Origin of the sequence: Rhizobium hidalgonense (assembly GCF_002914525.1) — a bacterium.
Classification (GTDB): domain Bacteria; phylum Pseudomonadota; class Alphaproteobacteria; order Rhizobiales; family Rhizobiaceae; genus Rhizobium; species Rhizobium hidalgonense.
This window is the reverse complement of record NZ_LODW01000054.1, coordinates 1-12,939: the sequence shown is the minus strand read 5'-3', so window position 1 is coordinate 12,939 and position 12,939 is coordinate 1. Positions and strand designations below refer to the sequence as shown.

The following is a 12,939-nucleotide window of genomic DNA, read 5'->3' as shown; positions in this document are numbered from 1 at the left end:
AGGAGCTGGCGGCCGGCCGACGAAATCCTTGCCATGCTCATTTCGGAAAATCGAGGCCCATTTCGCGGAACCGCTCGGGATCGTCACCCCAATTCTCGCGAACCTTGACGAATAGGAAGAGATGGACCGGCTGCTCGAGAATTTCTGACAATTCCTTACGTGACGCAGTCGAGATCGCCTTGATGGTCTCACCACCCTTGCCGAGCGCAATCTTCTTCTGGCTGTCGCGCTCGAGATAGATCACCTGCTCGATCCGCACCGAGCCGTCCTTGCGTTCCTCCCACTTCTCCGTTTCGACATGCGAGGCGTAGGGAAGCTCCTGATGCAGGCGCAGAAACAGTTTCTCGCGGGTGATCTCGGCGGCGAGCTGGCGCATCGGCAGATCGGAGATCTGGTCTTCCGGATAGTACCACGGCCCCTCGGGAAGCGTTTTCGCCAGATAGTCCATGAGGTCATCGCAGCCCGAGCCATTTTCGGCCGAGATCATGAACGTACGTTCGAAGGCGATCTTCTCATTGGCCGCGGCCGCCAGGGCCAGCAGATCCTCGCGGTTGACACGGTCGATCTTGTTGAGCAGCAGGATCTTCGGCTGCCGGACTTCCTTCAGGCCCTCGAGGATGGCTTCGGCATCGCCGCGCAGGCCGCGTTCGCTGTCGATCAGCAGCACGATCAGGTCGGCATCCCGCGCGCCGCCCCAGGCCGAGGTCACCATGGCGCGGTCGAGCCGGCGGCGCGGCTTGAAGATACCAGGCGTATCCATGAAGACGATCTGGGCGTTGTCGTGGATGGCAATGCCGCGGACGATCGCGCGTGTCGTCTGGACCTTATGGCTGACGATCGAAACCTTGGCGCCGACGAGGCGGTTGACCAGCGTCGATTTGCCGGCATTGGTCGGCCCGATCAGCGCGACGAAGCCCGAATGCGTCGGACCACTGGTTTCTACGGCAGCTTCGGCCGCGATATCTTCTTCTTGTGTCATTGTCCCGTCAGTTTCCGGCAGGCGATTGCTGCCAAATGCCTTCGCGCTCAAGCATCTTCGTCGCCGCAACCTGTTCGGCGGCGCGCTTCGACCGCTCTACGCCGGTTTCCGGCTTTATGCCAGCAACTTCCACCGTCACCTTGAAACGCGGATCATGATCCGGTCCGCTGCGTTCATCAACCCGGTAATTGGGCGTGACGCCGAATTTCGCGTGCGACCATTCCTGCAGCTCGGTCTTGGCGTCGCGCTTGGCACCATCGGCCCTGACCGCCCTGCCCTGCCAGTAGCGCAGGATAAAGCGGCGGGCAACTTCGAGGCCGCCATCGAGATAGATCGCGGCGATCAGGCTTTCGACGACATCGGCGCGCACGTTCATCATCCGCTTGCCGGTCAATTTTTTCACATCGGCGCCGGTGCGGATATAGAGGTGAAGGTTGAGTTCGTCGGCGACCGCAGCGCAGGTTTCAGCGCTGACCAACTGGTTGAGGCGAACCGAGAGCTCGCCTTCCCCCGCCGTGCCGAAGGTACTGAACAGCAGTTCGGCGATGCAGAGGCCGAGAACCCTGTCGCCGAGGAATTCCAGCCGTTCGTAATTGCCGACCTTCTCAGTGCGGGCGCTGGCATGGGTCAGCGCCCGGTCGAGGCGTTCCTTTTCGGCGAAGTCGTGACCGATCAGGCCTTCAAGCTTTGCGCGGTCCGCCGCAGAAAGCGTCTGAGCCTTGCTCATTCAACAACCTTGAAGAGGCGGTCCCAGCGCATGTTCGTCGGCCACTTCCAAATTTCGCGGAAGGAGGTGTCGTTGCCGAGCGAGAAGAAGATGACGCTGGCGCGGCCGACAAGATTTTCCGCGGGCACGAAGCCCACGTCGAAGCGGCTGTCGAGCGAGTTGTCGCGATTGTCGCCCATCATGAAATAATGGCCTTCCGGCACGATGAATTCACGGGTGTTATCGCCGCGCGACACAGGAGACTGATCGAGCGTGTCGTAGGTCTTGCCACTATCGAGCGTTTCGCGGAAGACCGGCACATCGGCGCCCGGATCAAGCTTGTAGTCCGACGTAAAGGTACCATCGGCCACCTTCGGAACCGGCTTTCCATTGACGTAGAGCACGCCGTCGGTCACCTGGATATGATCGCCCGGCAGGCCGATGCAGCGCTTGATGTAATCGACCTCGGGATTCGGCGGGAAGCGGAAGACAACGATGTCGCCGCGCTTCGGATCGGCGCCGAACAGGCGGCCGCTGAAGATGTCGGGCGAGAAGGGCAACGAATATTTCGAATAGCCGTAAGCGAACTTATTGACGAAGATGTAGTCGCCCACGAGCAGCGTCGGCATCATCGAACCGGACGGAATCGTAAAGGGCTGGAACAGCACGGTTCGGATCACCATCGCCAAAATCAGCGCCTGGATGATGACTTTGATATTTTCCCACAGGGCGTTCGGCTTGGTATCGACTTTTTCGGACACGCAGTCTTATTCCTTCAAGACGCCGCGACGGCGCAATTCTTTCTGTCGTTCTCTCTAGCGGCTTCGGCCGGTTGCGGCAATGGCGACAGCATCAAAAGCGACGAGAGGTCGCGTCGAAACGCTTCCGGGGTCGCATCAATCGCGTCCGGGGTCGCGCTCAATCGCTCCCGAGGTCGCGATCAAAGGTTCTCGGGCAACGCCTCAATAATTACGAAGGCCTGCGCCAAGGGATAATCATCCGTTATTGTCAAATGAATGGCGGGCCTGTGGCCCGCGGGCAGCATCGATTCGAGGATCAGGGCGGCGGCGCCCGATAAAACCATCGTGGGCTTGCCGCTCGGCAGGTTGACGACGCCCATGTCCTTCCAGAAGACGCCCTGGGCGATACCGGTGCCGAGCGCCTTGGAACAAGCCTCCTTGGCGGCAAAACGCTTGGCATAGGAGGCGCATCGATTCGCCCGGCGGTCGGACCGCGCGCGCTCGACCTCGGTGAAGCAGCGATGGGTGAAGCGGTCGCCGAAGCGCTCGATGGACTTCTCAACGCGGCGAATGTCGATCAGATCGCTGCCAATGCCGATGATCATGCCGGAACCTTCCGTCGCTTAGATTTATTGACCAGGTTCATACGCTCGGCATGTCGCCGGCAGGGCTCGCCAGACGCAGACGCGCCCGCTCCAGCAGCCGGGTGTGGCGGCGCGTCTGAAAACCCTTCACGGTGTAGAATGTCAGTGCATAGAGCGCAACGGAGGTGACGATCGCCGGCGGAATGGCGCCGACGAGCATCGGCTCCAGCACCGGCCTCCACAATTCAGTGAAGTTCAGCTTGTGAAACAGGGCGGCGAGATCAATCGACTGACCGGCCAGTTGATCCTCACGGCTGAGCAGCAGATGCCCGATCTCCCAGGTGATGCCCCAGATAAAGGGATAGGTCAGCGGATTGCCGAAGGCGGCGCAACCGAGGGCGGCGGCCACCATACTGCCGGAAAGGAAATAGGTGATGACGAAAGCCATGACAAAATGCACGCCGATGAAAGGCGTCCACGAGACGAAGACACCGGCAGCAACGCCGGCCGCAACCGCGTGCGGCGAAGCGCTCAGGCGCAGGATGCGCATTGAGAGGTATCGGATCGGGCGAAGGAAACCTTTGCGGGGCCATAGAAGCTCTCGCATCTTTTCCTTGAATCCCGCGGGCTTGCGACGGCGAAACAACATGGCCGGTATTTAGTGCAGCGCACATGACCATGACAAGAGCGGCAAATGATAGCGCCGAAAAAACAGCTCAGCCCTCTCAGCACAGAAGAGCTTTTTCACGCCGAGGGGCGTCCGTTATGCATAACGTCCCTCACTCGTCTCAAGTATAAAGCTCAGTATCAGCGATTGCGGAACAGACCGCGGTCGACCTGGCGCTGACGAAACTCGAGATCGATACGATCGAACGAGCCGTTCAAATAGGCCATTTCACGTTCCTGGGCGGTCGGAGCGCGCAGGGCGCGAGCGATTTTCCTGATAGGTTCAAACATTACCTTGTCTCATCTTCTGTTTGCGTTTCGATGACCAGAAGATAGTCGCGGCAAAGGTCAATTACCACCGCCGCAACATGGAGTCAGCCATGCATCAGGCGCATTGCTTGCCTTTTCGATGCGCCATTCCGACCATATAACGATCACAAAATGTGCAATTTATTGACCAGCCGCTGGTCAGGATTAACAAAAGCCTACTCGTAGAGCCGCCGGACCGTGGCGATGCAATCCAGTTCCTTCATCTGGGCGAGCAGCTGATTGAGCTGACGCAGGTCCCAGACCTCAACCTCGAGCATCATTTCGGTGAAATCGGCAGCGACCCGCACCGTATTCAATAACCGGATATTGACGTCGAGGCCTGCAACCGTCTGGGCGACCTTGGCAAGCGTGCCGGGCTCATTCAACCCGTTGACCATGATGCGCGCCATGAAACGCGACTTGTTGGCCTCGTCGAGATCCCAGCGGACATCGATCCAACGGTCGGGCTGATCGTCAAAGCGCTGGAGGCTCGGCGACTGGATCGGATAAATCGTGATGCCCTTGCCCTGGTCCATGATGCCGACGATGCGATCGCCGGGCACCGCGCCTGTCGACGCGAACTTGACGTCGACATTGCCGGACAGGCCGCGGATCGGGCCGATATCAACGTCGGTGTCGACTTCCGGATGGCGGCCGTCGAGACCGGGCTTGGCCTTTCCGGGGATCTTGAAGATCATGCCGGCCGCGCTGCGGACATTGAACCAGCCGTCATCGCCGGAGGGTTTTACCGTGACGCGCTCATCCTGATGGTCGGGATAGACGGCGCGCAGCACATCGAGCGAGGACATCTCGCCGCGGCCGACGGCGGCGATCGCATCCTCGACATCCTTCTGGCCGAGACGATGCAGCGCCGGCTTCATCGCCTCACGGGAGAAAATCTTGCCGGCCCTGTCGAAGGTGCGCTCGAGAATGCGGTGGCCGAGGCCGGCATATTGCTTGCGGATCGCCATGCGGGTGGCGCGGCGGATGGCGGCACGCGCCTTGCCGGTGACGACAATCTCCTCCCAGGCGGCGGGCGGGACCTGGACGCCGGAGCGGATGATCTCGACCTCATCGCCATTGGCAAGCCGCGTCACCAGCGGCATGATGCGGCCGTTGATCTTGGCGCCGACCGTGGTATCGCCGATATTGGTGTGCACCGCATAGGCAAAATCGATCGGGGTGGCGCCGCGCGGCAGGGCAATCAGCTTGCCCTTCGGCGTGAAGCAGAAGACCTGGTCCTGGAAGAGCTCGAGCTTGGTGTGTTCGAGGAATTCTTCCGGGCTGTCGCCCTCGGCCAGCGCCTCGATCGTATGGCGCAGCCAGGAATAGGCGTTGGATTCGCGCGAAAGAATGTCGCCGTCGGCATTGGTGGCGCCGTCCTTATAGAGCGTGTGGGCGGCGATGCCGAATTCGGCGATTTCGTGCATGCGCTTGGTGCGGATCTGCAGTTCGATGCGCTGGCTGGAGGGACCGACGATGGTGGTGTGCAGCGAGCGGTAATCATTCTGCTTCGGCGTCGAGATATAGTCCTTGAATCGGCCGGGCACGACGCGCCAGCGGGTGTGGACGATGCCGAGCGCCCGGTAACAGGACGGGATGTCTTCGACGATCAACCGGAAACCGTAGACATCGGAAAGCTGCTCGAAGGAAAGCGACTTCGATTGCATCTTGCGGAAGACCGAATAGGGCTTCTTCTGCCGACCCTTGACATAGGCGCTAGTCAGGCCGCTTGCGACCAGCAGATCACGCAGTTCTGCCTCGATCTTCTTGACGATGCCCTCGTTGCGCTTGGAAAGCTCTTCCAGCCTTTTGGTGACGGTGTCGTAGGCTTCCGGGTTCATATGGCGGAAGGAGAGCTCCTCCAGCTCCTCGCGCATATCCTGCATGCCCATGCGGCCGGCGAGCGGCGCATAGATTTCCATCGTCTCCTCGGAGATACGGGCACGCTTATCGGCCGACATATGATCGAGGGTGCGCATGTTGTGCAGGCGATCGGCAAGCTTGACGAGCAGAACGCGCACGTCGTCGGAAATCGCCAACAGCAGCTTGCGCAGGTTTTCCGCCTGCTTGGCCTTCTTGGTGACGAGATCGAGCTTCTTGATCTTGGTCAACCCCTCGACAAGGCGGCCGATATCCTCGCCGAAGAGTTCGTCGATCTCGGCGCGCGTCGCCGTCGTATCCTCGATCGTATCGTGCAGCAGGGCCACTGCAATCGTCGATTCATCGAGGTGCATGTCGGTGAGGATGGCGGCGACTTCGAGCGGATGGGAAATATAGGGATCGCCGCTCGCACGCTTTTGCTGGCCATGCTTCTGCATGGCGTAGACATAGGCTTTGTTCAGCAGTGCTTCATTGGCATCGGGCTTGTATTGCTGAACCCGCTCCACGAGCTCGTACTGCCGCATCATTCCAAAGCCACTCCGGTAAAAATAAAAGCGCGCCAATCAACGATTGGCGCACACATGGGCAATAATATGCCTAAGCAATAAAGGCGCAAGATTGACGATTGGTAATCATCGCACTTTCGCATCGCATGATTTCCGGTTCGTCTGCGACCGGATCATAAGACCGGGGATCGGCCTGCGCTTAGTAGTCGTCGCTCTTCTCAGGCGGCACCAGGCCTTCGATGCCGGCAAGCAGCTCTTCTTCCGACATCTGGTCGAACGTGATCGTTTCGGGCAGGTCGTCCTGCTCCTCGCTGTCGGCTGCAGCGACACCGCCGGCGGCGATCATGCTGGCCGGATCGGGCTCGGGCTCGTCGACTTCGACATGCTTCTGCAGCGAATGGATCAGATCTTCCTTGAGGTCATCGGGCGAAAGCGTTTCGTCGGCGATTTCGCGGAGCGCCACGACCGGATTCTTATCGTTGTCGCGATCGATGGTGATCGAGGCGCCCTGGGAAATCAGCCGGGCGCGGTGGCTGGCGAGCAGAACCAGCTCGAAGCGGTTCTCCACCTTGTCGATGCAATCTTCAACTGTGACACGGGCCATTGCCTGTCCTTTACGGTCGTCATTTCGGGATTAGCACGCCCGATACAATTAAAACCGGGCAAATACAAGTTTTTCATTCCGGCTCCCCTCGTCTTTATAAGCGGCTGATCTAAATTTCCATGGAGAATGTCACAATTCCACCTGGGGTTGCTTGGAATATGCCGAATCGTGCCCTAAATCTTTCATATATGAATAATTGTTAAAATATGGATCAAAGCAGAATCAAAACACAACTCATTGATTTTATTGAATTTTGGTCCTGCGGATTTCGATTGCTCTCATTGGATTGGTAAGCGATGTTTGACCCACGCGAAAAAATTGCACTCTTCATTGACGGCGCCAACCTCTACGCTGCATCCAAGAGCCTCGGTTTCGACATAGATTATCGCAAACTATTGAAAGCATTCCAGAAACGCGGCTATCTCCTGCGCGCCTACTATTATACCGCTCTGATCGAGGATCAGGAATATTCCTCGATCCGGCCGTTGATCGACTGGCTCGACTATAATGGCTACAAGGTCGTGACCAAGCCCGCCAAGGAATTCACAGATTCCATGGGTCGCAGAAAGATCAAGGGCAACATGGACATCGAGCTTGCGATCGATGCCATGGAACAGTCCGAGACGGTCGATCATCTCGTCATCTTCTCGGGCGACGGCGACTTCACCAATCTTGTGGAGGCTCTACAGCGCAGGGGCCGCAAGGTTTCGGTGATTTCGACCATGGCAACGCAGCCGCCGATGATCGCCGACGACCTGCGCCGTCAGGCCGACCACTTCATCGATCTCTTGTCTTTGAAGGCTGAAATCGGTCGCGACCCTGCGGAGCGGGCTCCACGCCCGGTGGAAGTCGTAGCTCCGGCCAGCGATATCGAGGACTGATCCGGCAGCATTGCCGTGCGAAACGGCAATCGTCCCCCAAGCGGCCTAGTTAGCCATTGTCCTTCAGCAGACGGCTCTTCTGCCGGTTCCAATCGCGTTCCTTCTCGGACTCGCGCTTATCGTGCAGTTTCTTACCCTTGGCGAGCGCCAGTTCCATCTTCGCCCGACCGCGGTCGTTGAAATAGATCTTCAACGGGATCAGCGTCATGCCCTCGCGGTTGACGGCAGAGCGCAGGCGATGGATTTCACGGCCAGACAAAAGCAGCTTGCGGCGCCGGCGCGGTTCGTGATTGAAGCGGTTCGCCTGCAGATATTCCGGCAGGTAGGAGTTGATCAGCCAGATTTCGCCGCCCTCGTCCGACGCATAGGATTCGGCGATATTGGCCTTGCCTTCGCGCAGCGACTTGACCTCTGTGCCCATCAGCACGAGGCCGGCCTCATAGGTATCGATGATCTCGTAGTTGAAGCGGGCCTTGCGGTTTTCGGCCACGACCTTGTTCACCACGCGCTGGCTGCCTTTGGGGGCCATGACAATATTCCCTTCAGGGCGCGCGAAAGACCGCGCCCTCATTGCTTACCCTTTATGTAAGGGAACGACTCGGCCTTGTGAAGACGGCCGGTCTCCTCAGTTCAGCAGCCCGGCATGGCGAAGGGCGGCGTCGATCGCCGCTTCGGTTGCCGGCTCCAGCGTCGACAGCAGCGGCGAGCGGACGTTGCGGCTCATGCGACCAAGCCGGGAGAGCCCGTATTTGGCGCCGCAAAGACCGGGTTCCAGGAAGATCGCCTTGTGCAGCGGCATTAGTCGATCCTGATATTCCAGCGCGCTGCCATAGTCGCCTTTCAGCGTCGCCGCCTGGAAATCGGCGCAGAGGCGCGGAGCCACATTGGCCGTGACCGAGATACAGCCGACGCCGCCATGGGCGTTGAAGCCGAGCGCCGTCGCGTCCTCGCCGGACAATTGCCGGAAATCCTTGCCGCAGGTCATGCGCTGTTCGGAGACACGCTCGATCTTGCCCGTCGCATCCTTGACGCCGACGATATTGCCATGCGCCTTGGCGAGCACACCCATCGTTTCCGGCGTCATGTCGACGACCGAGCGGCCGGGGATGTTGTAGATATAGATGGGCAGATCGACGGCCTCGGCAATCGCCGAAAAATGCGCGATCAAGCCCTTTTGCGTCGGCTTGTTGTAATAAGGAGTGACGACCAGAACAGCATCCGCGCCGACCTTTTCGGCGTGCTGGGCAAGCTCGATCGCCTCACCTGTATTGTTTGAACCGGCGCCGGCCATGACGGGAACGCGTTTTGCGGCAACCTCGATGCAGAGCTCCACGACCCGTTTGTGCTCGGCATGCGACAACGTCGGGGATTCGCCCGTCGTGCCGACAGGAACGAGACCATTGCTGCCCTCCTTGATCTGCCAGTCGACATGCGCGGCGAAGCTGTCTTCGTCGATCAGTCCGGCATCGGTGAAGGGGGTGACGAGGGCGGGAATGGACCCATTGAACATGCAAAGCTCCTCACGACCAAATCCTTGCTTCGGCCGCATTCCATGAATATTTTGCGCACCATAGAGCGCCGAAATCATCGCGACAAGCGCGGAGAGTTCGGTTTAGGGCAAATTCCGATAGCAGATGTGAATGAATTTTACCTGGTACGGTAAGGTTTCGTTAAGATGCCTCTAGCCAAATGGCAGGGCGTGTTTTCGTTGCGAGATCCCGGATGAAGAAAGCTGTGCTGATTCTGACCGCCTTCGGCTTTCTTGCCGCTGCGTGGAGCAGCGTAGCGTCGCCGCTTCCCGGCGAGAGCACCGCCATTCCCGGTGTGAAGCCGCTCGGCTTCATCCCTGAAACTTCACTGCCTGAATCGATCACAACAGGCGCCATTCCGCATAATCCGGCAGTCGCACCCGTCAATGGCGACCTGAAAGCCGGCCTCGACGCACTTTCCGACAAGGATCCGCGGCTGGCGCTGTCGATCCGAGACAATATGCGAGACGGTACGCTCGACCGCCATATCCTCACCTGGGCGATTGCCGTTTCTGGATTGAAGGGCGTTCCCTCCTATGAGATCGCCAGTGCTGCGCAGGAGCTCAAGAGCTGGCCGGGGCTTTCGCGGCTGCGTGCCTATTCCGAACGCGCGCTCTATGACGAAAACCCCGCCCCATCCGCCGTGCTTGCCGCCTTCGGCGATACCGCGCCTGAGACGATGCAGGGCGCCGTCATTCTCGGCCGGGCGCTGGTTGCAACAGGCAAACAGGCGCAGGCAGCAAAATATGTCCGCAAGGTCTGGCGTGGAGAGGCTCTCGACAAGGCGACCGAGGACAAGATCCTCATCGAATTTTCCGCGCTGTTGACGCCGGCCGACCATAAGGCGCGGATGGACTATCTGATGTATCGCGGCCGGGTGGCGCAGGCCAAGCGTTTCGGCGACATGGGCCAGGCGCAGTCGCTCTACAAGGCATGGGCCGCCGTCGACGCCAAGGCCGGCAATGCTGGCGCGCTGCTCGACGCCGTCGATGCGAGATGGCGCAGCGATGCCGGCTTGCTGTTTGCGCGGATCGAATATCTGCGCAAACAGGACAAATATGCCGAGGCTGCGGCACTGCTCGACCGGATGCCGCCCGAGCGCAGCGAGCTTGTCAATTCCGGCGAGTGGTGGAACGAGCAGCGCATCGTCAGTCGTGGCCTCGTCGACCAGGGACAGTTCAAACCTGCTTATCGCATCGTCGCCGACTACGCCGCAACGAGCCCAACAGATATCGTCGAGGCTGAGTTTCATGCCGGCTGGTACGCGCTTCGCGGCCTGCAGGATCCGGCAACGGCGGAAAAACACTTCCGCAAAATCCTGCAGACATCAAACGGACCGATCTCGGTTTCACGCGCCTGGTATTGGCTGGGACGCGCGGCGGAAGCCGGAGGTCCTGGAAAGTCCAGCGAATTTTATGGGAAGGCTGCGACCTTCCCCGGCACCTTCTATGGCCAACTCGCGGCAGAACGGCTGGGGCAAAAGACGCTGAACGTGACTTATCCCTCGCCGAGCACGGCCGACCGGCAACGCCTCCAGGCACGCGAAGCCGTGCAGGCGATCGCCCGGCTGGAAGCGGCGGGCCATGGATGGCGGGCCGCCATTCTCTATCTCGCGCTTGCCGAGCAACTGCAGAGCCCCGGTGAACTGGCAGTGCTTGCGGCCCAGGCCGAACAATCCGGCGACCATCATCTGTCGCTGCAGATCGGCAAGATCGCCTATGGACGCGGCATCGATGTCGCAGCGCTCGCCTTTCCGGTCGGCGTCATCCCGTCGAATGCCAATATATCAGGCTCGGGTAAGGCGCTTGCCTATGCCATCGCCCGGCAGGAAAGCGCCTTCAACCCGGCGGCCGTTTCGGCGGCGAACGCACGCGGCCTGCTGCAGCTTCTGCCGGGGACTGCCCAGGCGGTGGCCAAGCGCCACAACATCGCCTATTCGAAAGACAAGCTGACCGCCGATGCCGGCTACAACGCCACGCTCGGCGCGCATTATCTCGGCGAGCAGATCGACGCCTTCGGCGGCTCCTATATCCTCACCTTCATCGCCTATAATGCCGGGCCGAAGCGGGTACCGGAATGGATCAGCCGCTACGGCGATCCACGCGGCAAATCGATCGACGAGATCGTCGATTGGATCGAGCGCATCCCCTTCCCCGAAACGCGGAACTACGTCCAGCGGGTGATGGAGAATTACGAGGTCTACAAGGCCCGTCTCGGCCAGCCCACAGATATCGAGCGTGACCTGATCGGCGGGCGTAGCGCCTCCTGACGCTGTTTGCGCGGCTGGAAAAGCAGGCTACATCTTCCGGATCAACAGATTTCGAGGGATGCGATGCCGGATACTTATGCAAGCGGTTTCCAGGAACGATTTTACACCTCTCCCGATGGTCTGACGCTTTATGCCCGCGACTACCGGCCGGACGAGACGGTAACTACAGGACGGCTGCCGGTCATCTGTCTGCCAGGCCTGACCCGCAATACGCGGGATTTTCATCGGCTGGCGCTGCTTCTCTCCCAGGACACGACGGCACCACGGCGGGTCATCGCGCTCGATTCGCGCGGACGGGGAAACTCGGCCTGGGACGAGAAAAAGGCGAACTACAATCTCACTACGGAAGCCCGCGACGTCGTTACCGCCTGCGCGGCGTTCGACATCGAGCGGGCGATCTTCATCGGCACGTCGCGGGGCGGGCTGATCCTGCATCTGCTCGCGGCGACACGGCCGGATCTTCTCGAGGCCGTCATCCTCAACGATATCGGGCCTGTGGTCGAGGCCGAAGGGCTGGCGCGCATTCGAGACTACCTCAACTGCGGCAGAAGGCCGACAGACTGGGGCGAGGCGGTCGATATAGTGAGGGGTAATCATGGCGCCTCGTTCACCGCACTTGCAGAGCATGATTGGCGCGAGATGGCGCTTGCCCTTTATCGCGACATCGGCGGAAGGCCGGTCGCCGATTTTGACCCGGCGATTGCCGAAGCGCTGAAATCGGTCGATCTCAGCCAGCCGCTGCCCGATCTCTGGGGGCAATTCGAAAGCCTGAGTCAATTTCCGCTGATGGTGATCCGCGGCGAAAATACGCCTCTGCTTTCAAATGAGACGGCCGATGAAATGGCCTGCCGGCATCCGGGTCTGGTCCTGCATACCGCCGAAGGACAGGGACACGCGCCGCTTCTGCATCACGGCGGCATCCCCACAGCCATTCGAGCTTTTCTCGCCTACCGCCGATAAAGCCTACAGCACTAATTTGAATCAGCGACGCGCTTTCGCTCGTTGTTTTGATGCATGTCGTCATCCGGGAAGCGTCGCACTTCCGGGCGACATGAATTGGCCTCATCGGAGCCGGGCAGCGGGCTGACATGCGGTCCGCTCAATGCAAAAAAGCCCGGCTCAGAGAGCCGGGCTTTCCTGATTGACCGAAGTCAGATCAGATTAGAACGAACGCTGCAGACGGAAGTAGCCCGAAGTGGAGTCGTCAGCATCTTCCGGATCGAGGTACTGAACCGAAGCCTTGGCGTAGAAGTTGTCGACGATCTGGTAATCAACCGTCAGA

The 12,939-nt window shown here is 59.9% G+C and carries 13 protein-coding genes and 1 pseudogene; 3 read left to right on the top strand and 11 right to left on the bottom strand.

Features of this window, described 5'->3' with window-relative positions; translation table 11 throughout:
• Positions 1-37: 37 nt before the first annotated feature.
• From era to rpoZ, 8 genes are all read right to left on the bottom strand, one after another.
• Positions 38-979, bottom strand: a complete 942-nt coding sequence (era, locus tag ATY29_RS15285) for a GTPase Era (RefSeq protein WP_003574248.1) — start codon at positions 977-979, stop codon at positions 38-40.
• Positions 980-986: 7 nt separating this feature from the next.
• Positions 987-1,706: a ribonuclease III gene (gene rnc / locus ATY29_RS15280; protein ID WP_003574249.1), complete on the bottom strand. Its 720-nt coding sequence runs from the start codon at positions 1,704-1,706 to the stop codon at positions 987-989.
• Positions 1,703-2,446 (bottom strand): signal peptidase I, encoded by a 744-nt coding sequence (lepB, locus tag ATY29_RS15275; RefSeq protein WP_003574251.1) that lies wholly within the window; start codon positions 2,444-2,446, stop codon positions 1,703-1,705. Before lepB ends, rnc begins: the two co-directional genes overlap by 4 nt.
• A 179-nt stretch (positions 2,447-2,625) precedes the next feature.
• Entirely contained in the window at positions 2,626-3,030 is a 405-nt protein-coding gene (acpS, locus tag ATY29_RS15270; protein ID WP_025415773.1) for a holo-ACP synthase, read from the bottom strand.
• Between the two features lie 37 nt (positions 3,031-3,067).
• On the bottom strand, positions 3,068-3,658 hold the full coding sequence (locus ATY29_RS15265; RefSeq protein WP_003574255.1) for a DUF2062 domain-containing protein: 591 nt from the start codon (positions 3,656-3,658) through the stop codon (positions 3,068-3,070).
• Between the two features lie 158 nt (positions 3,659-3,816).
• On the bottom strand, positions 3,817-3,966 hold the full coding sequence (locus tag ATY29_RS15260) for a DUF3563 family protein (protein WP_003574257.1): 150 nt from the start codon (positions 3,964-3,966) through the stop codon (positions 3,817-3,819).
• 194 nt (positions 3,967-4,160) lie between these two features.
• Positions 4,161-6,395, bottom strand: coding sequence for a RelA/SpoT family protein (locus ATY29_RS15255; protein ID WP_003574259.1), 2,235 nt, complete (start codon positions 6,393-6,395; stop codon positions 4,161-4,163).
• Between the two features lie 178 nt (positions 6,396-6,573).
• On the bottom strand, positions 6,574-6,978 hold the full coding sequence (rpoZ, locus tag ATY29_RS15250; RefSeq protein ID WP_003574261.1) for a DNA-directed RNA polymerase subunit omega: 405 nt from the start codon (positions 6,976-6,978) through the stop codon (positions 6,574-6,576).
• Between the two features lie 296 nt (positions 6,979-7,274).
• On the opposite strand from rpoZ, the gene ATY29_RS15245 reads away from it, so the two are divergent.
• Entirely contained in the window at positions 7,275-7,859 is a 585-nt protein-coding gene (locus tag ATY29_RS15245; RefSeq protein WP_003574262.1) for a LabA-like NYN domain-containing protein, read from the top strand.
• 49 nt (positions 7,860-7,908) lie between these two features.
• Here the strand turns inward: ATY29_RS15245 and smpB are convergent, their stop codons facing one another.
• Both smpB and dapA read right to left on the bottom strand, forming a co-directional pair.
• Entirely contained in the window at positions 7,909-8,388 is a 480-nt protein-coding gene (smpB, locus tag ATY29_RS15240; RefSeq protein WP_012557117.1) for an SsrA-binding protein SmpB, read from the bottom strand.
• 96 nt (positions 8,389-8,484) lie between these two features.
• Positions 8,485-9,369 carry a 4-hydroxy-tetrahydrodipicolinate synthase gene (gene dapA, locus ATY29_RS15235; protein ID WP_025415772.1) on the bottom strand — a complete coding sequence of 295 codons (885 nt, stop codon included), beginning with the start codon at positions 9,367-9,369 and terminating at the stop codon, positions 8,485-8,487.
• Between the two features lie 212 nt (positions 9,370-9,581).
• Between dapA and ATY29_RS15230 the strand changes: the two genes are divergently transcribed.
• Both ATY29_RS15230 and ATY29_RS15225 read left to right on the top strand, forming a co-directional pair.
• The gene (locus tag ATY29_RS15230) at positions 9,582-11,657 is read left to right on the top strand and encodes a lytic transglycosylase domain-containing protein (RefSeq protein ID WP_097536810.1); all 2,076 of its coding nucleotides are present in this window, start codon (positions 9,582-9,584) and stop codon (positions 11,655-11,657) included.
• 63 nt (positions 11,658-11,720) lie between these two features.
• Positions 11,721-12,617: an alpha/beta fold hydrolase gene (locus ATY29_RS15225; RefSeq protein ID WP_097536809.1), complete on the top strand. Its 897-nt coding sequence runs from the start codon at positions 11,721-11,723 to the stop codon at positions 12,615-12,617.
• A 201-nt stretch (positions 12,618-12,818) separates the two neighbouring features.
• On the opposite strand, the pseudogene ATY29_RS36405 reads toward ATY29_RS15225, so the two are convergent.
• Positions 12,819-12,939: pseudogene (locus ATY29_RS36405) on the bottom strand (porin); the annotation flags it as partial.

Excerpts from the sequence above, each read along its gene's own strand:
- era (WP_003574248.1), bottom strand. The coding sequence starts at position 979 with ATGACACAAGAAGAAGATATCGCGGCCGAAGCTGCCGTAGAAACCAGT.
- rnc (WP_003574249.1), bottom strand. The coding sequence starts at position 1,706 with ATGAGCAAGGCTCAGACGCTTTCTGCGGCGGACCGCGCAAAGCTTGAA.
- acpS (WP_025415773.1), bottom strand. The coding sequence starts at position 3,030 with ATGATCATCGGCATTGGCAGCGATCTGATCGACATTCGCCGCGTTGAG.
- ATY29_RS15265 (WP_003574255.1), bottom strand. The coding sequence starts at position 3,658 with ATGTTGTTTCGCCGTCGCAAGCCCGCGGGATTCAAGGAAAAGATGCGA.
- ATY29_RS15260 (WP_003574257.1), bottom strand. The coding sequence starts at position 3,966 with ATGTTTGAACCTATCAGGAAAATCGCTCGCGCCCTGCGCGCTCCGACC.
- ATY29_RS15255 (WP_003574259.1), bottom strand. The coding sequence starts at position 6,395 with ATGATGCGGCAGTACGAGCTCGTGGAGCGGGTTCAGCAATACAAGCCC.
- rpoZ (WP_003574261.1), bottom strand. The coding sequence starts at position 6,978 with ATGGCCCGTGTCACAGTTGAAGATTGCATCGACAAGGTGGAGAACCGC.
- ATY29_RS15245 (WP_003574262.1), top strand. The coding sequence starts at position 7,275 with ATGTTTGACCCACGCGAAAAAATTGCACTCTTCATTGACGGCGCCAAC.
- smpB (WP_012557117.1), bottom strand. The coding sequence starts at position 8,388 with ATGGCCCCCAAAGGCAGCCAGCGCGTGGTGAACAAGGTCGTGGCCGAA.
- dapA (WP_025415772.1), bottom strand. The coding sequence starts at position 9,369 with ATGTTCAATGGGTCCATTCCCGCCCTCGTCACCCCCTTCACCGATGCC.
- ATY29_RS15230 (WP_097536810.1), top strand. The coding sequence starts at position 9,582 with ATGAAGAAAGCTGTGCTGATTCTGACCGCCTTCGGCTTTCTTGCCGCT.
- ATY29_RS15225 (WP_097536809.1), top strand. The coding sequence starts at position 11,721 with ATGCCGGATACTTATGCAAGCGGTTTCCAGGAACGATTTTACACCTCT.